Source organism: Mycobacterium sp. 4858 (assembly GCF_900240975.1).
GTDB lineage: Bacteria > Actinomycetota > Actinomycetes > Mycobacteriales > Mycobacteriaceae > Mycobacterium.
Map to the genome: position 1 here is coordinate 808,106 of NZ_LT968776.1, position 20,654 is coordinate 828,759.

The following is a 20,654-nucleotide window of genomic DNA, read 5'->3' on the forward strand; positions in this document are numbered from 1 at the left end:
ATTGCCGCGCCGACGTCTCGACGAGTTGAAGGCTCAAAGAATGGAGGCCCCCGTGGCCAACGAACCCGTGCTCGACAAGGTCGACCGGCTTCAGCGTTCCAGCCGAGACGTCACGACGCTACCCGCGGTGATGTCGAACTGGCTCTCGACCGTCCTGCCCCCCGGCGCGGAGCCGGAGGTGACCGTCGAAAGCGGCGTCGACTCGACGGGAATGTCCTCGGAGACCATCATCCTGACGGCCCGTTGGCGCCAGGACGGCAAGCCCACCGAGCAGAAGCTGGTGACCAGGGTGGCCCCGGCCGCCGAAGACGTCCAGGTGTTCCCGACCTACCGGCTGGACCACCAATTCGAGGTCATCCGGAAGGTCGGCGAACTCACCGACGTCCCCGTCCCGCCGGTGCGCTGGCTCGAGCCCACCGGCGACGTGCTTGGCACCCCCTTCTTCGTGATGGACTACGTCGAAGGTGTGGTGCCCCCAGACGTGATGCCTTACACCTTCGGCAACAACTGGTTCGCCGACGCGCCGGCCGAGCGCCAGCGGGAACTGCAGGACGCGACCGTCGGGGTGCTGGCCAAGTTGCATTCGATCCCCAACGCGGAGAACGCGTTCGGCTTCCTGACCGACGACCAAGCCGGCGACACCGCGCTGCGCCGGCACTTCAACTGGGTGCGGTCGTGGTACGACTTCGCGGTGCCCGACATCGGCCGCTCGCCGCTGCTGGAGCGGACCTTCGCCTGGCTGGAGGACCATTGGCCGGCCGACGCGGCCGCGCGTGAACCCGTGCTGCTGTGGGGCGACGCACGGGTGGGCAACGTGTTGTACCGCGACTTCGAGCCGGTGGCGGTGCTGGACTGGGAGATGGTCACCCTCGGCCCGCGCGAGCTCGACGTGGCGTGGATGATCTACGCGCACATGGTGTTTCAGGAGCTGACCGGGCTGGCGGGGCTGCCGGGCCTGCCCGAGGTGATGCGCGAGGACGACGTCCGCGCCACCTATCGGCGGCTGAGCGGCGTGGAAGTCGGTGACCTGCGCTGGTTCTACGTCTACTCGGGCGTCATGTGGGCCTGCGTGTTCATGCGCACCGGCGCGCGCCGGGTGCACTTCGGGGAAACCGAGAAACCCGACGACGTCGAGTCGCTGTTCTATCACGCCGGGTTGATGCGCAGTTTGATCGGAGAGGACCACTAATGCTCGGACCGCTCGACGAGTTCCCGGTCCATCAGGTTCCGCAGCCGATCGCCTGGCCGGGCTCCTCGGACCGCAACTTCTACGACCGCTCCTACTTCAACGCCCACGACCGCACGGGCGACATCTTCGTCATCAGCGGCATCGGCTACTACCCCAACCTGGGCGTCAAGGACGCGTTCTTCCTGGTTCGGCGCGGGGACACCCAGACCGCGGTGCACCTGTGCGACGCGATCGACCAGGACCGGCTCAACCAGCACGTCAACGGCTACCGGATCGAGGTCATCGAGCCGCTGCGCAAACTGCGGTTGGTCCTGGACGAAACCGAAGGCATCGCAGCCGATCTCACCTGGGAAGGCCTGTTCGACGTCGTGCAGGAGCAGCCGCACCTCATGCGGTCCGGCAACCGGGTGACGCTGGACGCCCAGCGGTTCGCCCAGCTCGGCAGCTGGAGCGGCCGCATCGCCGTCGACGGCGAGGAGGTCGCCGTCGACCCCGCGGTCTGGCTCGGCAGCCGCGACCGGTCCTGGGGCATCCGGCCGATCGGCGAGCCCGAGCCCGCGGGCCGGCCGGCCGACCCGCCGTTCGAGGGCATGTGGTGGCTGTACGTGCCGATGGCGTTCGACGACTTCGCCATCGTGCTGATCATCCAGGAAGCGCCCGACGGCTTCCGATCGCTCAACGACTGCACCCGGATCTGGCGCGACGGACGCGTCGAGCAGCTGGGCTGGCCGCGGGTCAAGATCCACTACCGGTCGGGCACCCGGATCCCCACCGGGGCGACGATCGACGCCACCGCCCCCGACGGGACGCCGGTGCGCTTCGACGTGGAGTCCAAGCTGCCGGTGCCCATCCACGTCGGCGGCGGCTACGGCGGCGACTCGGACTGGCTGCACGGAATGTGGAAGGGCGAGAAGTTCGTCGAACGCCGGACCTACGACATGACCGACCCGGCGATCGTCGCGAGGTCCGGCTTCGGGGTCATCGACCATGTCGGGCGCGCCGTGTGCCGGGACGGCGACGGCGAACCCAAAGAGGGTTGGGGCCTCTACGAGCACGGCGCGCTGGGCCGCCACGACCCGTCGGGATTCAAGGACTGGTTAACCGTCGCGCCGTAACGAGCCGCGATACGCCGCACCGGGATGGTCGTCGGGCAACAACGGCCCCGCCCCGCCCAGCCGCTCGCGCAATGTCGAGCGGGGCAAGGCTTCCGGCACCCGCCCGCGGCGGCGCAGCTCGGGCACCACCAGCTTCGCGAAGTCGACGAAGGTCCCGGGGGTGGTCACGTAGGCCAGGTTGAACCCGTCGACGTCGGCCTCCTCGACCCAGCGTTCGAGTTCGTCGGCCACCTCCCCCGGCGACCCGGTCAGCACCGGGCCGCGGCCACCGAGGCCGATCTCGTCGGCGAGTTCACGAACGGTCCAGGCGCGATCGGGATCCGCGGTGGTGAACGAGGCCAGCGCGGATCGGTTGGCCTCGGTTTGGACGTAGCGCAGCGGCTCGTCAGGGTCGAGCTCGGCCAGGTCGACCCCGGTCCAGCCGCCGAACAGGGCCAGCGCCCCGGTGGGGCTGACAAAGCGCCGGTATTCGGCGAGTTTGGCGACGGCTTCCTCATGGGTTGCGGCGACCACCGGGGTGACCATGGTGAAGACCTTGATGGACCGGGGATCGCGGCCCAGCTCGGCGGCGGCCTGCCGCAGGGCGCGCACGGGGCCGCGCACGATCTGCGGCGTCGGGCCGGACACGAAAACCGCCTCCGCGTGCGCCGCGGCGAACCGGACACCGCGCGGCGAGGCGCCGGCCTGAAACAGCACCGGGGTGCGCTGCGGCGAGGGTTCGCACAGGAACGGGCCGGGAACGGAGAAGTACCGGCCTTTGTGCTCGATGTCGTGCACCTTCGCCGGATCGGTGAACACTCCCCGCTCCCGGTCGCGCACGACCGCGCCGGCCTCCCACGACGCTTCCCACAGCTTGTAGCAGACCTCGAGATACTCGTCGGCGATCTCGTAGCGCTGGTCGTGCGGGATCTGCGTGTCCAGCCCGAGGTTGCGTGCGGCGCTGTCCAGATACGACGTGACGATGTTCCACGCCACCCGTCCACCGGTCAGGTGATCGAGGGTCGAGAGCCGGCGCGCCAACGCGTAGGGCTGTTCGTACGTCAGCGACAGCGTGATGCCGAAGCCCAGGGTCTGGGTCACCGCCGCCATCGCCGACACCGCCGCGGTCGGGTCGTTGACCGGGAACTGCGCGGCATCGATGACCGCCGCGTCCCGCGAGGCGCCGTACACGTCGTAGACGCCCAGCACGTCGGCGAGGAACAGGGCGTCGAAGCCGCCGTCTTCCAGGATGCGGGCCAGCTCCGTCCAGTATCCGAGTTCGCGATACCGGTAGCCCTGGTCCTCGGGATGGCGCCACAGCCCCGCCGATTGGTGGCCCACGCAGGCCATGTCGAAGGCATTGAGAAAGATCCTGCTCATCAGCTCACCCGATCTCGTCCGCGCGCGTCTCCCGCGCCGCGAAGGCCGCCGCGAAAGTGATCGCCGCGAGCACGCCGAAATAGCCCACGATCAGCCATGGGCTGCCGCCGCCGACCGCCAGCAGGGCCGCGGCGATCAAGGGCGCGAACCCTCCCGACAGGACCGCGCCGATCTGGTACCCGAGCGACGAGCCGCTGTAGCGTATCCGGGTGTCGAACAGCTCGGCGAACCATGCCGCCTGCGGGCCGTACATGGCGTCGTGAACGACGTTGACGCCGAACACGATTGACGCGACGACCGCGACCGCCGAGCCGCTTGAAGCCGCGATGAAGAACAGCGCGAGGGCCACGACGCCGGCCAGCGCGCCGAACAGGTACGGCGGTCGCCGGCCCACGCGGTCCGACAGCAGCGCCCAGCCCGGAGTGCTCACGAAACCCAGAGCCGACGATATCGACACCGCGATCAACCCGACGCTATTGCCCTTACCGAACGAATCCTGCAGGTAGGTAAGCGAATACGTGGTCAGCAGGACGAACAGTGCGATCTGCGACAGGCGCAACCCCGTGGTGATCAGCACGTTGCGCGGCTGGCGGCGCAGCGCCTCGAACACCGGCAGACGCGAGAGCTCGTCGCGCTCCCGCAGCCGGCCGAAGACGTCGGCGTCGGTGAGCCGCAGTCGCAGAAACAATCCGATGCCGACCAGAACCGCGCTGAACAGAAACGGAATTCGCCAGCCGAACGCGAGAAAGGCTGCCGGGCCGGTCGCGCTGCGGGTCACGTAGAAGAACGACGTCGCCAGCAACATGCCTGCCGGGGAACCGAGCTGGGTGAAGCTGCCGAACAAACCGCGGCGGCCGGGCGGCGCATGCTCCACCGACAACACCGCCGCGCCGCCCCACTCGGCGCCCACGGCAAGCCCCTGCAGCACCCGCAGCGTCGCCAACAGGACCGGCGCAAGCAGCCCGGCCGTCGCATAGGTCGGCAGCAGGCCGATCGCGGTGGTGACCAGACCCATCACCAGCAGCGCGGCCACCAAAACCGCCTTGCGGCCCAGCCGGTCCCCGAAATGGCCGGAGACGACGGCGCCGATCGGGCGTGCCCCGAAGCCGGCGGCGTAGGTCGCGAAGGTGGCCAGCGTCCCCGCGGTGGGGGAAACGTGCGGGAAGAACAGCGGCTTGAAGACGAGCGCGGATGCGGTCGCGTACAGGTAGAAGTCGTACCACTCGATGGTGGTGCCGACCATGCTGCCCAGGGCGACGGTTCGCAGGTCCGGCCTGACGTCGGCTGCCGGTGCGGTGGTAATCACGTGGCGATCACGTAGACGCACGCTAACCAAAGTCCCGACGTCAACGTATGTTTGCCCTCGCCGTGATGCGAACGCGCGAAACCGGCGCCGGCGTTTGCCGCACGGAACCGCGGAAAGTGTTGTTGACTGGTGCGCGTGCCAAATCCGCCGTGGATCGTCGACGTCGTCGTGGTCGGCGCGGGCTTTGCGGGGCTTGCCGCGGCGCGCGAGCTGGCCCGCCAGGGGCATGACGTGGTGGTGTTCGAGGGCCGCGACCGCGTCGGGGGTCGATCCTTCACCGGCAGCGTGGCGGGGTTGCCCGCCGATCTCGGGGGCACCTTCGTCGGGCCGACCCAGGACGCGGTCCTCGAGCTGGCGGCCGAACTCGACGTCTCGACCATCCCGACTCACCACGACGGCAAGAACGTGATCCACTGGCGCGGCTGGACGCATTCCTACCGCGGCACCATCCCCAAGCTCTCGCTGACCGGGCTGCTGGACATCGGCCGGCTGCGTTGGCAATTCGACCGGATCGCCCGCAGCGTCCCGTTGTCGGCCCCGTGGGACGCGCGCCGTGCGCGCGAGCTCGACGACGTGTCGCTCGGCGGCTGGCTGCGGGCCGTGCACGCCACCGCCTCGTCGCGCGACCTACTGGCGATCGTGGCGCGGGTGACCTGGGGATGCGAACCGGACGACGTGTCGATGCTGCACGCGGCCCGCTACACGCACGCCGCCGGTGGCCTGGACCGGCTGCTCGATGTCGAGAACGGCGCCCAACAGGACCGTTTCCCGGGCGGCACCCAGCAGATCGCCGAGGCCGCGGCCGCCGAGCTGGGCACCCGGGTCGTGCTGGGCGCGCCGGTCCGGCGCATCGACCGGCACGGCGCCGGGGTGACGGTCACCACCGACGTCGGCCAGGCCGAGGCGGGGTTCGTGGTCGTCGCGGTGCCGCCCGCACATCGCGCATCGATCGAGTTCGCGCCCCCGCTGCCCGCCGAGTACCACGAACTCGCCCGGCATTGGCCGCAGGGCCGGCTCAGCAAGGCGTACGCCGCGTATTCCACGCCCTTTTGGCGGGCCAACGGCTTCTCCGGCCAGGCGCTGTCCGACGCCGGACCGGTGTTCATCACCTTCGACGTCAGCCCGCACGCCGACGGGCCCGGTGTGCTGATGGGCTTCGTCGATGCGCGCGCGTTCGACTCGCTGTCCCCGGAGCAGCGCCGCGACGAGACGCTGCGCTGCTTTGCGACGCTGTTCGGCGACGACGCGCTCAAGCCGCTCGACTACGTCGACCACTGTTGGGGCGCAGAGGAATTCGCGCCCGGCGGGCCCACCGCCGCGGTCCCGCCCGGATCGTGGACCCGGTTCGGGCGCTGGCTGCGCGAGCCGGTCGGCCCCATCCACTGGGCCGGCACCGAGACCGCGGACGAATGGACCGGGTTCCTCGACGGCGCTGTCAGGTCCGGCCAGCGGGCGGCCGCCGAGATCACCGCCCTGCTATGAGCTGATCCGCACGTCCTGGGTCACCGATTCGGCGAGCGCCCGCAAATGGCGGTTGACCTCACGCGGGTGTTCGAGCATCGAGCAATGACCGCCGGGCAGCTCGACCAGGCCGACCACGTTGGGCGCGGTGCCCGCGATCCTGCGGGCCTGGCCGATCGGGGTGAGCCGGTCGCGTTCGCTGCCGATCACCAGGGTCGGCACCGTCAAACCGTCCAGCTCGAGGTACCGCGACCCCAACGCCGCGACCAGCATCCGTGCGCAGCCGGCGCGCCCCGCGGGCGAGGTCTGTTCGAAGAACTGGTGCACGATCCTGGCCACGCTGGGGTCGGCGTCCCGGCCCACCGCCAGCATTCCGACGAAGTAGCGGCTCGGGATGCGGGCGGCGCTCGGGATCGGGAACCCGCCGAACGCGTGGATCAGGGCGCGGGCGGCGGCCACCCGGGCCGGCGACAGCCCGTGTGGCACCGACAGCAGTTGCACCTTGCGGACCAGGTCCCCGGTGGTGGTGTTGATCAGCGCGACCGCGTCGGCGCGCCGACGAACCATGTGCCGGTACCGTGCGGACCACGCGGCGATGGTGATGCCGCCCATCGAATGTCCGGCCAGCACCGCGCGCTCGTGCGGCGCCAACGTCGCATCGAGCACCGAATTCAGGTCGGAGGCAAGGTGTTTCAGGCTGTATCCGTTGCGCCGGGGCATGCCGCTGCGCCCATGGCCGCGGTGATCGAAGGCGATCACCCGGTAATCGTTGGACAGATCGGCGATCTGGTAGGCCCAGGCCCGGATGGCACACGTGATGCCGTGCGTCAGCACGATCGGGTAGCCGTCGGGCGGCCCGAACACCTCGGCGTGCAACCGGGTGCCGTCGGTCGCCCGGACGGCCACCGTCTGGCTGGGGGGCAGCACGTGGGGGTACGGATCGATTGCGCGAGCCGTTCGTCGAGCGCTCATCGCCGCACCCCCCTCCAACACGGCCCCGTCGCCGCAGTTAAGGACGCCCGCAAGTTTATCCCTAAGGTCCGTTCGGATTCGGTAAATCCGGCAAACGATTCTGATGTGAGACGCTAAGACCCGTGTACCCGATGTCCCGTCGGGAATTCATCGCGGCAACCACGGGCGTGGTCGGCAGCGGGCTGCTGGCCGCCTGCTCACCGCGACGCCCCCCGCCGGCGCAACCGCCGTGGCCGGAAACCCGGTCGGTCCTGATCGTCGGCGCGGGGATGGCCGGCCTGTCCGCCGCCCGCAGTCTGGCCGACGCGGGATGGCCGGTTCGGGTGATCGAAGCCCGCGACCGCATCGGCGGACGCGTCCACACCGACCGCGACTGGGGCACCCCGCTGGAAATGGGCGCGTCGTGGATCCACGGAACGACCGACAACCCGCTGGTGCCGCTGGCGCGGCAAGCGCAAGCGCAGCTGGTCACGACCGACTATTACAGCTGGGCCAAGCTCGTGATCGACCCCGAACTCGCCCCGCTCGACTACGACCCGACACTGTGGCGCGCCTTTGTGGAACGGGCGCGGTACCAAGTCGACGGCGGCTCCCTGGCCGCCGCCATCGACGCCGCGGTCGGCGGCCGGGCACTGTCCACCTCCGATCGCGCGCAGCTGGCCTTCTACCTCACCACCGAAATCGAGAATGAGTTCGCCGCCGACGCGGATCGGCTGTCCGCCATCACCTTTGACGAGGGCGACTACACCGGCGGCGATCAGGTTGTCGTCACGAACGGTTACGACGCCCTGCCCAGGCTGCTCGCCAATGGCCTGCGGCTCGAGCTGAACACGCCGGTGACCGCGATCGCGCACCGGGGCGACTCCGTCGTCGTGCGGGCAAGGAATCGGTCGTTCCGGGGACCCGCCGCCATCGTCACGGTTCCCCTCGGCGTGCTCAAAGCCGGTGCCATCGCGTTTGATCCGCCCCTGCCCGACCAACACAGCCGCGCAATCGACGCTCTGGGCTTCGGGGTGCTGTCCAAGAGTTTCTTCCGGTTCGACCGGCGCGGGTGGACGGCGGACAGCGCCTTCTACGAATACCTCGCCGCTGACGGGGGCCCTTGGGCCCAGTGGTTCACCCTGCCGGCCGCGGCGGGTCCAATCGTGTTGGCGTTCAACGCCGGTGACCGCGGCCGTACCGCGGAGGCCGCCTCACCGCGCGACCTGATGGCCACCGCGCTGCCCGTCGCTCGCCGCCTGTTCGGCGATGTCTCGCCGGTGGGCGTCAAGACGTCGAACTGGAGCGCGGACCCGTATGCGTTGGGTGCCTACTCCTTTCACGCTCCCGGTTCGGGCCTCGACGACCGCCGCCGGCTGCAGGATCCGGTCAGCGACCGGCTCTACCTGGCGGGCGAGGCCGTCGGCGTCGACAATCCGGCCACCGTGCACGGCGCTCTGGCCAGCGGGCGCTACGCCGCCGAGCAGCTGATGCACCGGTTGGGCCGCTAGGAAGCCAGCCCCCGAAGCCGCGCCGACGTGTCCCCTTGCGGTTCGTGTTGCCGGGCGGGGCCCGAAACCAGCCGACGGCGGGCCGTCGTCGCGCCTTCGATGTGCGCGAGGGCCACGGCGACCGAGTCGGCGATCGGCAGCCCGTGGTCGGTGACGATCCGGGTGAGCCGGCGCAGCGCCGCGCCGCCGACGACGACGGACCGCAGCTGGGCCCGGCGATGCTCCTCGTTGAGGACCAGCAGCGCGCGCAGGCCCGAGCCGGCAAGGAAATCCAGGCCGCCGAGGTCGAGCACCAGCGGGGCCTTCAGCCGCGAAAACCGGCGAACGGCCTCGGTGATCAGGTCGACGTTCGATGCGTCGACCTCACCGTCGATGCGCAAGACGGTGGCCACGCTGCGTGCGTGAACATGGATTTGCGCTCCGGCGCAATCGATTTGATAACGGCTGCGCGGCTGGCCGAGCAGCGCGGGCGGATGCGTCTGGGGTGTGCGTAGATCGGGTGAAGCGGTCATGGTTGTGCGCCCTTCAGGCTTGAGAGTGAGCAGGGCGAGCGACGACGGTGTCCAAGTGGCGCCCGTAGATAACGGCAGCTGGGGACTCAACCTGACCAAAGCCTACCGGCTACGGCGGCCGCCGGCGGACATCGGCGGCCCGGCCCGCCCGCCGTTCGGCCCGCAATCGGCGGCCGACCAGGGGTTACACCGACGACACGGGGCGGGAAAAAACAACTTTCGTCGTGTTCACATCGCAACCATGGCGCGAAGGTGACGCGCGAGGGGACGCGACGGGCCTGACCTGCGCGTTGGCGGCGTGTCGCTACGGCTGCGGGGTCATGTGCCGCAGGGTGGTGTGCGGGCTCTGGCCGTACGTCTGCCGATACAGCACCGCGAACCTGCCGGTGTGCGCGAACCCCCACCGCTGGGCGATTTCGGTGACGGTGGTGTCGGACGGCGCGCCCGCCAGCAGCTCTTGATGGGCGCGGTTGAGGCGCACGCGGCGAATGTATTCCGTTGGCGTGGTGGCGAGCTGGCGGCGGAAGAGGTACTGCACCGCCCTGGGCGTCAGATGAACCTTCGCGGCGACGTCGTTGATGCTGACGTCGGCGGCGGCGTGACGATGGATGAAAGACACTGCTTCCCTGAGCGTTTCGGGCAACGCCGGCTCGTCAGCCAGATCCTGTTCGGTGACGTTGGACGGGAAACACTCCAGCAGCGCGCCGGCCAGCAACGGAGCCAACCCCGCCACGATCAGCGGCTGATGCGCCGTGTCCGGCCCGGCCAAGGTCCCCACCACATAGTCCAGCGCCCGCTGCCACGCCCGCGCGGCCGCGCGCGAGCGTGGCCGCCAGTCCCGGAAGTGGATCTGCCGGGGTAACGGCGCGCGCCAATCCGCGGCGGCCCGGTGCAGCACGTCCCCGGGGATGCTGACCACATCGAACCGTGACCCGTTGCACTGCAGCACGCACGGCATCCCGCCGGCGACGAGCACCGGCAAGTCCACCGACGCGAGGGGGCCGCCGGCAACGCTCGTCGACCCCGCGCGGGGCTGGATCACGACGACGCCCGCGGAGGCGGGGATCTCCAGCGCGACGCGCCCCTGAATCGTCACGTCGTCCAGCGTCATCGAGCCGGCCTCGCAGCGGCGGTGGGACACCGCCGAGCGGCCCATCAGCCCGGTGATGCGCCACCCGGGGGTGTAGACGCCGGCAAAGAATCGCCGCGCGGCCTGCGCGTCGACGGTGCGGAACTGGTCGAACCGAATCGCCGAGCCGGGAACACCTGCCGGCCGCCCGGCATCGCCGACGAGCGCCGGGGCGCCCGGGTCGGCTTTCTGCGCGTCGGGCCGTTGACAGCCGGCACCGGCGGACACACCAGGGCCGGTGCTATCGGTGATGCTCGTCATGGCGGTCATAGTCTGCGGCCCCCCCAGGGCTTTCGCACTGTCATCATTGCATCACCGGACACCCGACGACTGCAAGCGCGCCGGTGTCCAGCGTGGGGAGCCCACCTGTCGGTAAATGTTGAGCGTGTCGAGGGCGATCCGGTCCCACGCATAGCGCGACACGGCGCGACTGCGGCCGGCAGCGCCCATGCTCTCACATTGAAAGCTCTGCGGGAGCAGGTTTCTCAGCGCGGCGGACAGTCCGACGGACGATCCCGGCGACAGCACCAAGCCGGTGACGTTGTCCACCACGGCGTCTTTGAGCACCCCCACCCCGAACGCCGCCACCGCCACCCCGCTGGCCATCGCCTGCAGGACCGCTGTCGCGCGCGGCGGCCGTCGCGGCGTGCAGGCGACGACGTCGGCGGATCTCAACAGCGTCGGCAGCTCGTCATCGGCGACGGTGCCCGCGAACCGAACCCGGTCGCCGACCCCCAGCCTGGCGGCCAGCAGTTGCAGCCGGACCCGCGCCTCGTCGTGCGCCCGGTTCGTGGCGCCGGTCTCCGCCACCACCAACTCGGTGGCGGGGACCCTGCGCAGGGCGCCGATGGCGATATCAAAACCGTTGTCCGGCAGCGGGTTCGGCGCGAAGCAGAGGACACGATGCAGGTCGGTGCGGGCCAGCGCCGGACCGCTCGAGGTGAATCGCTCGACGTCGACACCGCTCGTCAAAGCCGACACGCGGGCGCGGCTGCGGCGCAGCCGGGTCAGCGCGTCGACGTCATCGGAGCTCTCACCGGTCACCCACTTCGCGCTGCGCGCCAGGAGCGGTTCGATGCGGAGCCGTTCGCTCTCCGAATGCTTGCCCGTCCCGTTCGTGGCGGCCAGGCCCGGGAAAGTCTGGACGGTCGGGACGTCCTGCCGCCGGGCGGCCAGCTGCGCGGCCAGACCGCCGAGCCACCCGTAGGCGTGCACGACGTCGGGCGCCTCGGCCGCCCATTGGCCGGCGAGGGCGCTCGCCCAGTCGCCGACGTAGGGCAGCACGTCCGAGACCGACTTTGCCGCTCGTGGGCCGACGCCCACCGATACGGTGCGGCCGTCGGTGCTGATACCCGCAGCTCGGCGGCCATTGTGCCGAACGAACCGGGTGACCTGGTGGCCCTGGGCCGCGAGCGCGGCGGACAGTTGCTGTGGGTCGTCGCCGACGACGTCGTCGCCGCTGACGATCGCGATCCTCACCTTCGAACCCCTTCCGTCGCCTTTGGCGTGGGGGCGTACCCGGCCCGATATGGGCGAAACTCGGCGGCGCAGCCGTTTCGCCTCAGGCGCCGCGGTTTCGCATTATGGACAACGCTTCGGGGCCCGACCCGAACGGATCGCTGGCGGGACTGTGCCGCGGCCGCCGTTTTGGAAGACTAGACGGGTGGCGAGCGACGCGCACCTGCCCGTCGTCGAGCTGGTGGTCCTGCTGGCGTCGGCGGGTGGCCTGGACGCGCTGTCACGAGTGTTGACGGACCTGCCGGACGAGTTTCCGGCCGCGGTCGTCATACAGCAACACCTCGGCGACCACGACAGCGTGCTGCCGGCGATTCTTCGCCGGCAGAGCGCGCGGCCGGTCAGCTGGGCGCGCGACGGGCAGGCCCTGGCGGCAGGGCAGGTGGTCATCTGCCCGCCGGGAATGCAGCTGGAGCTGACCCCGGACGGCCGCTGCCACCTGGGCGCGATGAAGAACTTCGGGGTGCGGCGCTTCGACGTGCTGCTGCGGTCGGTCGCCGAGTCGTACGGGCCGCGCAGCGTGGCGGCGGTGTTGTCGGGCTCCGGGCAAGACGGGGCCGCGGGCACGGCGGCGATGAAGCGCGCCGGCGCTGTCGTCCTCGCGGAGAGCCCGGACACCGCGCTGTATTCGTCGATGCCGGTGGCGGCGGCGCGGGCCGGGGCCGAACCGGTGTTGCCGATTCACCAGATCGGCCGGGCGCTGACGGCCATCGTCGAAGGGGCGCCGCTGCCCGCGCAGCAGCCCCACGACGGCGCCAGGGTGTCCTGGGGCCCCCCGATGCACGACTCCGGTGCGGACACGCCGGCGCCGGGGCTGTTGCGCGACGAGGTCGTGAACAACGCGGCAGGCCGCGCCGAACTCGCCGCGTCGCGCGCCGCCGAACTCGGCCGCAGACGCCGGGACCTGTCCGCGGGATTCGGCGCCACCACGGAAACGGTGGAGACGGCGCGGCGCAGGGCCGCCGAGTCGCGGCGCCGCGCGCAGCTGGCCCACCAGGCCGCCGAGGACGCGGCCGCGCGGTGGGGGCGCTGAGGCGGCTAGACCACCACCTCCATCAGCAGCAGCGCGCCCCGGGTCGTCTCCTCACCCGACCGGAACGACGTGCACGTGACGCGTACCCGGGTGGGCCGCCCCCGCCGGTTGACCGCGTCGACCTCCGTCTCACCGGAGCTGTCGGCGTCGACGAACGCGTTGCCGATCAGCGGCCGCACGCTTTCCAACGGCAGGCCGATGTCCAGATTCGTGAGCCTGTTTCCTATCGTTTCGTCCGCGCGTAGCCCCCACAGCTCCTCGCAGCCACGGTTCCACAGGATGACCTTCATCTCGCGGTCGACCACCACCATGCCCATGTGAACCGAGTCGATCAGCGCATCGAGGAAGTGCTTCGCCTCGTCCAGTTCCACGCCGCGCTCCCGCAACATGTCGTTGATGGTGTGCAACTCGTCGTTGGTGGACTGCAGCTCCTCGTTCATGGTCTCGAGTTCTTCGTTGGTGGACTGCAGCTCCTCGTTCGTGGTCTCCAGTTCCTCCACGGTGGACTGCAGTTCCTCGTTGGTGGTCTCGAGTTCTTCGTTGGTGGACTGCAGCTCCTCGTAGGCCGCTTCCAGCTGGCGGTTGGTCTGGACCACCTTGTCCAGCAGGGCGCGCGTCGCGCTGACGTCGAAGAACACGATCGACACGCCGAGCAACCCGTTCTCGGCGTCGACGAGCGGGTTGACGTGGATCTCGAACCACACCGTCTCGGCGCCCGGCCGCTGCCATTTGACGTCCTGGATCCGCGCCGGCCGGCGCTCCACCTTGGCCTGCTCCAGATACGCCCGCAGCTCCACCGGCCGGTAGGACACCTCGAGGTCGCGCAGCAGCCGGCCGATGTCGCGAGCCGAAAGCCCGAACAGCGTCTCGGCCTGTTGATTGATCATCGCGACGGTGTCCTCGCCGGTGACCACGATCTGGGCCACCGGGCTGGCGCGAAAAGCCAAGTCGCGCACCGTCGTCAGTCCCGTCAGGTCGACGTTGCGTTCGTAGAACGCCCCGGCGGGGTCGTAGCGCTCCACGCCGGCGTGGCTACCGAGCGCCTTGCGGAAGATTCGGTGTTTGAGGTTCAGCGGGGCGAACCGATCGCCGTGGCTGAGCAGCATCTCGGCATGTCCGAGGAACAGCGTGCCCTGCGGTGCAAGCGCAAAATGCAAGCGGCCCAACACGTTTCGCTGCGTCTCGGCGTTGAGGTACATCAGGGTGTTGCGGCACACCAGCAGGTCGACGCGGGAGATCGGTGCGTCCTTGACCAGATCGTTGCGGCCGAAGATCACCGCACGGCGCAAGTCCTTGTGAAAGACGTAGCGGCCGTTGACCTGTTCGAAATAACGGGACAGCAGGTCGGCCGGCACCGACTCGACGGCCTTGGCGTCATAGGACGCGGCGCGCGCCTCGGTCAGCGCGTCCTCGTCGATGTCGGTGGCGTAGATCTTGACCCGTTGCCGGAACGCCTCGGGCCCCAGCGCCTCGGCCAGCAGCATGGCCAGCGTGTAGGCCTCCTCGCCGGACGCGCAGCCCGCGCTCCATACCCGGATCGGGTCCCCCGGACCGCGCTCGGCCAGCATCCGCGGAATGACTTCGGCGGCGATGTATTCCCAAGCGTCCGGGTCGCGGAAGAAGGCGGTGACATTGATCAGGATGGTGTTGAAGAGCGCGGCGAATTCGTCGGAACTGGCTTGCAGGAAGTCGAGGTATTCCTCGAAGGTGCTGTAGCCCGCCTGGTCCATCCGGTGGCGGACCCGGCGCATCAGGGACGTGCGCTTGTAACCGGTGAAGTCGAAGCCGCGCGAGTCCCGCATGTAGCGCAACAGGGCCTCGAAAGCCTCGTCAGTCGTCCCGTCCATCCAAGTCCCGTCCGCCTCGAGCGTGGCCGAAGGACTTGAACATTACTCGCGGTGATCAGAGCCGGTTCTCGCAACCGACCAGTGCCCACACCGTCTTGCCCGTCGAGGTCGGCGTGGTGCCCCAGGCTCGGCACAGGGCGGAGACGATCGCCAGGCCGGACACCAGCTCGGCGCCACGACCGGCATCCTCGTGCCGGCCCGGCAACCGGTCGCTGCAATCCTCGACCGCGACGGTGACGGCGTCGTCGAGGCTTTCGACGATCAGCACCGGCGCGCACGCGGTGTGGTCGAGCACGTTCTCGACGAACACGGTGGCCACCGTGGACGCCACGGGGACCGCCTCCCGGCTGTCCCATTCGGTGAGCCAATCGCTGACGATCGTGAGGGCCAGGCCGAGGCTGCCGCGTGAACGCGGAAGCTCGGTGCGGGCCCGACGGCGGACCCGTAACGACTGACTGCGCACGGCGTCCAGCGCCGACTCCCGGGTGGGGTGCACCGGCACGTACCGGGTCACGCCGCCGGCGGCGATCGCCCGCCGCGTGTCCGGTGCCGAGCACACCAGCAGGATCGGGACGTCCGGCCAGACGCTGACGTGCCAGCGCGCGCTGGTGAAGACCGTCCAGGCCGACGCCGTCGGCACGGAGAGCCGGTCGACGTCGACGATCACCGCGCTGGGCTCGTCCAGGGCGGCCTTGATCACCGCGTCCCGGAGAGCCCGATACGTGGAGCTGTCCAACAACCCCTCGACCACCAGCACCGGCACCTCATCGTGTGCCTCGGTGTCGATGCGGATGGCGGACCGCGGTTCAACCATCGCCATCATCGCCATGCGGAGCGTTGTGGGACAGCCGGTCGCTGAGCACTCTCAAAGCCCGTTCGGTTTCTTCGGCGAGGCGGGTGTAGCGCCGGTTGAGCAGACCTGGCGCGGCCCGGTCGGCCAATTGTCGCGCCAATCGCGCCTTTTCCTGCAGGCTGCGCACGGCGACCCACAGCGCGCCGTCGACTTCGTCGTCCCGTGCGGCGAGCAACGCCTCGGCCGTCCACGCGTGACCCACCTGGCAGCGGAAGTTGCCCTCGCTGAGGGAAACCAGGGAGCCATTGCAGTCCGGGCAGGTGTACCCCGAGGGAGCGCCCAGCTCCCGGGTGTCGAAATCGGTCGAGAACCGCGACATCATGGCGATGCGATTCTCCAATTCCATTGCGGCGTCGGGCTCCATCTCCGGATCCTCTCGCTCTTGGTGCGACAGTTCCTTGAGCAGGGCGCCGATTTCGGCGGCCGTGGCCTGGTGATCCAGCAGGCCGGCGTCGCGCGCGTTGGTCGGCATCGCGGGGAACAGCGCGTCGTCGGGTGACTGGCCGACGGTGATGCCGCCGCGCGAGCGGATCGCGGCCAGGCCCAGCACCCCGTCGTCGAGCACCCCGGAGAGCAGGACGCCCACCGCGCGCGGGCCGAATGCCAGCGCGACCGAGCGAAACAGCGCGTTGATCGCGGGCCGGTGCCCGTTCTCGGTGGGTCCCTGCGACAACAGCACGCGGTGGTCGGCGACGAGCAGGTGGTGGTCGGGGCGGGCGACGTAGATGCGCCCCGGTTCGAGCCTCGCGCCGTCTTCGGCCGCGACGGCCGGCAGGGGGCCGGAGCGGTCGAGGATCCGGGACAGCACGCTGGGCGCACCGGGCCGGACGTGCAGGGTCAACACGTAGGCGTAGGGAACGTCGGGCGACAGTCCCGCGGCCAGCTTCGACAGCGCTTCGACTCCCCCGGCGGAGGCACCGACTGCCACCACACCGCGCAATTCGCCGTCGTCGCTGATCGTCCCGGTCATCACCCTCGACTACCCGCATCAATGGTAGGTAACCCACGCGGCGAGGAATAGATGCGCGTATCGGCCGGGGCGGGCTTCGCGGGCAGGAGTTTTCACCCCGGTCCGGGCGGGCACCCTGCTTTCAGCTCTGGTGATCGTGGACAGGAGGATGGATGATGCCGAATTCGTCGATCAAGAACGAGAAGTTGTACAAGGACCTCCGCAAGCAGGGCGACTCGAAGGAGAAGGCCGCCCGCATTTCGAATGCGGCCGCCGCCCGGGGCAAGTCCTCGGTCGGGCGCAAGGGCGGCAAGTCGGGCTCGTATCAGGACTGGACCGTCCCTCAGCTCAAGAAGCGCGCGAAAGAACTTGGCATGTCCGGGTATTCGAGCCTGACGAAGGACAAGCTGGTTGCCAAGCTGCGGAATCACTGACCGTCGCGAGCGCAGGTGAGGCCGAGCCGCTCGATCAACACCAGGAATGCCACCGCGTAGTCGTTGTCGGCGGTCTGCGCCCTGATCTGATCCCAGTTCAGCTGTTCGCGCACCGCGCGCACGGCGGGCAGCAGCCTGGCGAAGTCGCAGTAATGCTCCCCCAGGGACCGCAGTTGCTGAATCAGCACCATGGTGGGCGGCAGCACGGGCATCCGGATGGCCAGCACGTCGTGCTGCTCGGCGTCGTCCAGGGTGGACGTTTCGACCCGCACGCCGTTGAGGCGATGCAGGACGTCGACGACCGTCTCGCCGGCGCGCGCCTTGAACAGCCAGTCCTCCGGCGGCCGTTCGACGGTGAAGCCCGCGTCGCTGAGGGTGGCGACGGCGTCGTCCACGTCCGACTCGGCCACCACCAGGTCCACGTCGTGAGTGGGCTCGGGAGCGCCGTAGGCCCACAGTGCGTAGCTGCCGGCCAACGCGAAACGCGGTCCGTTCTCCTTAAGGGCCGAGGCCGCACCCCGCAGCGCCTCCCGCAGCGGCGTGCTGGACGCGGGCGGGTCGACGTGGGTCTCGTGCGTTGTCGTCTCGTGGGGTGTCATCGTGCCTAGGTGATACCCCGCGGGCGGGGGGCGGAACCTGCGCGGACGCGGCGGCGGGGACGGTAAGCCGTTTAAGTTGCGGTCGTTTGGGCAAGTCTTACGGTTATGTCAGCCGCCTGGCTCCATGCGCGTGATGCCGCAGCCGCCCCGATCTCCGCCCACGAACAACGCGCGGAATTGTCGGTGTGTGGGCGCATCGGCGGCCTTCGCGCCGCGGGCAACCGCAGCCACCGCGACACCGAATCGTCCGTCATCACGTCGGCGCGAACCCGGGCTCGGGCGCCACACGGGTTCGCTGACCGCCCCAGGCAACTGGGGAGATCGGTGGCGGGTGATTGCGCGTGACGGCGGGTTTGGTCAGGCATTGGCTGGAGTCCGGTCGACTCGAGCTGCCGCTGCCCGCCTCCGGGCGCACCGCCGAACGTTGGCAGCGCCTGGCGTCGCTGGCCGAAGAGAACATCGTGGCGGCCAGGGTCGCCGAAGCCCATGCCGACGCCGTGGCGATCCTGCACGAATTGGGCGGTAAACCACCGGAATCCGGTCAACTGTGGGGTGTCTGGGCCGCCGAGTCCCCGGACGCGGTGTTGACGGCGACCGATGTCAACGGCGCGTTCACCCTGACGGGCACGAAGGTGTGGTGCTCGGGCGCCGGGTTTTGCACCCATGCGCTGGTGACCGCCCGGCTCGAGGACGGAACGCCGGGCCTGTTCGCCGTCCAGGTGACGGATCCGGGCGTCAAACCCCTGCCCAGCACCTGGTGGAACGCCGGAATGGCGGGCAGCGACACCCGGCCCGTGCAGTTCACCAACACCCACGCCGTGGCCGTCGGCGACCCGGGCGACTATCTGAACCGACCCGGGTTCTGGCACGCGGCGATCGGCGTGGCCGCCTGCTGGCTGGGTGGCGCGCGCAGAGTGGCCGACCCCCTGTACCGTTGCGCCGCAAGCGAATCCGCCGACGCCTACTCGTTGGCCCACCTCGGCGCCGTGGACGCCGCGCTGGCCGCGGGTGACGCGATCCTGGCCGTGGCGGCCAGCCAGGTCGACTGCGACCCGTTCGACCGGGCCGGTACCGCGCAGCTGCTGGCCCGGCGCGTCCGCTCGGTCGTGGAACACGCGGTCGACGAGGCCATCACCCGCACCGGCCGTGCGCTGGGGCCCGGCCCGCTCTGCCAGGACGGGCGGCACGCCCAGCGCGTCGCCGACCTGAGCATCTACATTCGGCAGAGCCACGCCGAGCGGGACCTCGCCGAGCTCGGGCGGCTCGCGGGCCAGCGGCGCTGAGGCGCGCCGTGAGAACCGCATCGACCAGCAACCGCGACCGGTTCGCCGCCAAGCCGCTTACCCACGGCGGCACTCCGGCGCCGTTGTGGCTGGCCGCTTTCCAGCGCGACCCGGTGCCGCCGCTGGACCTGAGCGAGTGCCCGCGCCTCATCGTCGTCACCCCCCACCCCGACGACGAAACCCTCGGCCTGGGCGCGACGATCGCCCAACTGGTCGCGTCGCACGTCGACGTCCGGGTGGTCTCGGTCAGCGACGGGGGGACGGCCCAGCCCGGTGCGACGCGATCCGGCCGGATCCGTCTGGCGACCACACGTCGATACGAATTGCGCAGGGCGAGCGATGTTTTGGGCGTCAGTCCGCCCGTCACGCTGGGCCTGCCCGGCGGCGAGCTGGCCGACCACGAGGACGCGATCACCGAGTCGCTCGTCGACATCCTCGCGACCGCCGGTCCCGACACGTGGTGCGCGGCGACCTGGCGGGGAGACGGGCACCCCGATCACGAGGCCGTGGGACGGTCGGCGGCGGCGGCGTGCGCGCGCACCGGCGTCGCACTGCTCGAATATCCGATATGGATGTGGCATTGGGCCGCCCCGGCCGATCCGACGGTGCCGTGGGACCGCGCCCGCACGGTGCCCGCACCCGGCTGGGCCGTCAACCGCAAACGCCTTGCGGCGCAGTGCTATCGGAGCAGGCTGGGGCCCAGCCGTGCCGGGCGCGCGACCGTCGTGCCGCCATTCGTCCTGCAGCGACTGCTCGCCGTGGGAGAGGTCGTGTTCCGGTGAGACATCCTTGGCGGTCGTGACTGCCCACCCGGGAAGTGGGTAGGAGGACCCTATGCGCGTGGCGACCTTCAACATCCTGCACGGCCGCACCGTCGGTGACGGAGTGGAATTGCAGCGGCTGCGCGACTGCGTGAGCCGCCTCGATCCCGACGTGCTGAGCCTGCAAGAGGTCGACTGTGATCAGCCGCGCTCGGATCGCGCCGACCTCACCGCGGTGGCGGCCGAGGCCATGGGGGCGGTCGAACACCGGTTCGTCGCCGCGATCTCCGGCACCCCGGGGGCGACGTGGATGGCCGCCACGGGTCACGAGCAGCCGGGGACGGCGGCCTACGGGATCGCGCTGCTGTCACGCTATCCGGTGGCCAGCTGGCAGGTGGTGCGGCTGCCCCGCATCCCGATGCGATTTCCGATGTACCTGCCCGGGCCCAACCGGGTGATGGTCGTCGACGAGGAGCCGAGGGCGGCGGTGATCGCGCAGCTCCACACCCCGATGGGCGGGCTGACGGTGGCGAACACGCATCTGTCGTTCGTGCCGGGCTGGAATCGGCGCCAGCTACGCAGGCTGGTGCACGACCTGCGCGGCTTCCCGGGCCCGCGGCTGCTGACCGGCGACCTGAACATGACCCCCGAGACGGTGCGGCGGTGGTCGGGTATGCGGGCGCTGGCATCCGCGGCGACCTTCCCCGCGGATGCCCCCGACCGCCAGCTCGATCACATCTTGACCGACGACCGCCGCCTGCGCGGCAGCGCCGTCGAGAGCGAGCCCATGGGGATCTCCGACCATCGACCGCTGGTGGTCGACCTCGCACACGCGTGAAGCACGGGG

19 protein-coding genes are annotated in these 20,654 nt (G+C 70.2%); 9 read left to right on the forward strand and 10 right to left on the reverse strand.

All coding sequences use genetic code 11. The features are described 5' to 3' along the window. The first annotated feature begins 52 nt into the window (after window positions 1-52). Window positions 53-1,189, forward strand: a complete 1,137-nt coding sequence (locus C1737_RS12285; RefSeq protein ID WP_067922136.1) for a phosphotransferase family protein — start codon at window positions 53-55, stop codon at window positions 1,187-1,189. Further along, window positions 1,189-2,304, forward strand: a complete 1,116-nt coding sequence (locus tag C1737_RS12290; protein ID WP_102418518.1) for a hypothetical protein — start codon at window positions 1,189-1,191, stop codon at window positions 2,302-2,304. The genes C1737_RS12285 and C1737_RS12290 overlap by 1 nt, the downstream gene beginning before the upstream one ends. Here C1737_RS12290 and C1737_RS12295 read toward each other — a convergent pair. Both C1737_RS12295 and C1737_RS12300 read right to left on the reverse strand, forming a co-directional pair. Then, a complete protein-coding gene (locus C1737_RS12295; RefSeq protein ID WP_102418521.1) occupies window positions 2,287-3,663 on the reverse strand; it encodes an LLM class flavin-dependent oxidoreductase in 1,377 nt (458 codons plus the stop codon). The genes C1737_RS12290 and C1737_RS12295 overlap by 18 nt on opposite strands. A gap of 4 nt (window positions 3,664-3,667) precedes the next feature. After that, a complete protein-coding gene (locus C1737_RS12300) occupies window positions 3,668-4,906 on the reverse strand; it encodes an MFS transporter (protein ID WP_102419916.1) in 1,239 nt (412 codons plus the stop codon). Between the two features lie 198 nt (window positions 4,907-5,104). Between C1737_RS12300 and C1737_RS12305 the strand changes: the two genes are divergently transcribed. Beyond that, window positions 5,105-6,451, forward strand: coding sequence for a flavin monoamine oxidase family protein (locus C1737_RS12305; RefSeq protein ID WP_068097059.1), 1,347 nt, complete (start codon window positions 5,105-5,107; stop codon window positions 6,449-6,451). On the opposite strand, the gene C1737_RS12310 is transcribed toward C1737_RS12305, so the two are convergent. Beyond that, the gene (locus tag C1737_RS12310; RefSeq protein ID WP_068096996.1) at window positions 6,446-7,402 is read right to left on the reverse strand and encodes an alpha/beta fold hydrolase; all 957 of its coding nucleotides are present in this window, start codon (window positions 7,400-7,402) and stop codon (window positions 6,446-6,448) included. The two genes, C1737_RS12305 and C1737_RS12310, sit on opposite strands and share 6 nt — an antisense overlap. 131 nt (window positions 7,403-7,533) lie before the next feature. On the opposite strand from C1737_RS12310, the gene C1737_RS12315 reads away from it, so the two are divergent. Next, window positions 7,534-8,892: an FAD-dependent oxidoreductase gene (locus C1737_RS12315; RefSeq protein WP_068097061.1), complete on the forward strand. Its 1,359-nt coding sequence runs from the start codon at window positions 7,534-7,536 to the stop codon at window positions 8,890-8,892. On the opposite strand, the gene C1737_RS12320 is transcribed toward C1737_RS12315, so the two are convergent. The 3 genes from C1737_RS12320 to C1737_RS12330 all read right to left on the reverse strand — a co-directional run bounded on the left by C1737_RS12320 (window position 8,889) and on the right by C1737_RS12330 (window position 12,012). Beyond that, complete coding sequence (locus C1737_RS12320; RefSeq protein WP_082972992.1) at window positions 8,889-9,404, reverse strand: STAS domain-containing protein; 516 nt, start codon at window positions 9,402-9,404, stop codon at window positions 8,889-8,891. The two genes, C1737_RS12315 and C1737_RS12320, sit on opposite strands and share 4 nt — an antisense overlap. 304 nt (window positions 9,405-9,708) lie before the next feature. Next, complete coding sequence (locus C1737_RS12325; protein ID WP_102418524.1) at window positions 9,709-10,803, reverse strand: helix-turn-helix transcriptional regulator; 1,095 nt, start codon at window positions 10,801-10,803, stop codon at window positions 9,709-9,711. Window positions 10,804-10,845: 42 nt separating this feature from the next. After that, entirely contained in the window at window positions 10,846-12,012 is a 1,167-nt protein-coding gene (locus C1737_RS12330) for a glycosyltransferase (RefSeq protein ID WP_068096997.1), read from the reverse strand. A 184-nt stretch (window positions 12,013-12,196) separates the two neighbouring features. Between C1737_RS12330 and C1737_RS12335 the strand changes: the two genes are divergently transcribed. Beyond that, window positions 12,197-13,081, forward strand: coding sequence for a chemotaxis protein CheB (locus C1737_RS12335; RefSeq protein WP_068097000.1), 885 nt, complete (start codon window positions 12,197-12,199; stop codon window positions 13,079-13,081). A gap of 5 nt (window positions 13,082-13,086) precedes the next feature. Here the strand turns inward: C1737_RS12335 and C1737_RS12340 are convergent, their stop codons facing one another. The 3 genes from C1737_RS12340 to C1737_RS12350 are packed head-to-tail and all read right to left on the reverse strand — an operon-like array spanning window position 13,087 to window position 16,751. Further along, window positions 13,087-14,928, reverse strand: a complete 1,842-nt coding sequence (locus tag C1737_RS12340; RefSeq protein ID WP_068097003.1) for a CheR family methyltransferase — start codon at window positions 14,926-14,928, stop codon at window positions 13,087-13,089. A gap of 55 nt (window positions 14,929-14,983) precedes the next feature. Then, window positions 14,984-15,742, reverse strand: coding sequence for an STAS domain-containing protein (locus C1737_RS12345; RefSeq protein ID WP_102419918.1), 759 nt, complete (start codon window positions 15,740-15,742; stop codon window positions 14,984-14,986). Beyond that, a complete protein-coding gene (locus C1737_RS12350) occupies window positions 15,735-16,751 on the reverse strand; it encodes a chemotaxis protein CheB (protein WP_068097006.1) in 1,017 nt (338 codons plus the stop codon). The genes C1737_RS12345 and C1737_RS12350 overlap by 8 nt, the downstream gene beginning before the upstream one ends. Before the next feature lie 155 nt (window positions 16,752-16,906). Here C1737_RS12350 and C1737_RS12355 point away from each other — a divergent pair, with 155 nt between their 5' ends. Continuing rightward, entirely contained in the window at window positions 16,907-17,164 is a 258-nt protein-coding gene (locus C1737_RS12355) for a hypothetical protein (RefSeq protein WP_007168278.1), read from the forward strand. Here C1737_RS12355 and C1737_RS12360 read toward each other — a convergent pair. After that, window positions 17,158-17,763, reverse strand: coding sequence for a nucleotidyltransferase (locus tag C1737_RS12360; protein ID WP_068097009.1), 606 nt, complete (start codon window positions 17,761-17,763; stop codon window positions 17,158-17,160). The genes C1737_RS12355 and C1737_RS12360 overlap by 7 nt on opposite strands. Window positions 17,764-18,104: 341 nt before the next feature. On the opposite strand from C1737_RS12360, the gene C1737_RS12370 reads away from it, so the two are divergent. Genes C1737_RS12370 through C1737_RS12380 form a run of 3 tightly spaced genes read left to right on the forward strand, consistent with a single transcriptional unit; the run spans window position 18,105 to window position 20,645 of the window. Continuing rightward, on the forward strand, window positions 18,105-19,046 hold the full coding sequence (locus C1737_RS12370) for an acyl-CoA dehydrogenase family protein (RefSeq protein WP_067918053.1): 942 nt from the start codon (window positions 18,105-18,107) through the stop codon (window positions 19,044-19,046). Between the two features lie 8 nt (window positions 19,047-19,054). Beyond that, window positions 19,055-19,828, forward strand: coding sequence for a PIG-L deacetylase family protein (locus C1737_RS12375; RefSeq protein WP_068097012.1), 774 nt, complete (start codon window positions 19,055-19,057; stop codon window positions 19,826-19,828). 52 nt (window positions 19,829-19,880) lie between these two features. After that, window positions 19,881-20,645 (forward strand): endonuclease/exonuclease/phosphatase family protein, encoded by a 765-nt coding sequence (locus C1737_RS12380; protein ID WP_068097014.1) that lies wholly within the window; start codon window positions 19,881-19,883, stop codon window positions 20,643-20,645. The last annotated feature ends 9 nt before the right edge of the window (window positions 20,646-20,654 follow it).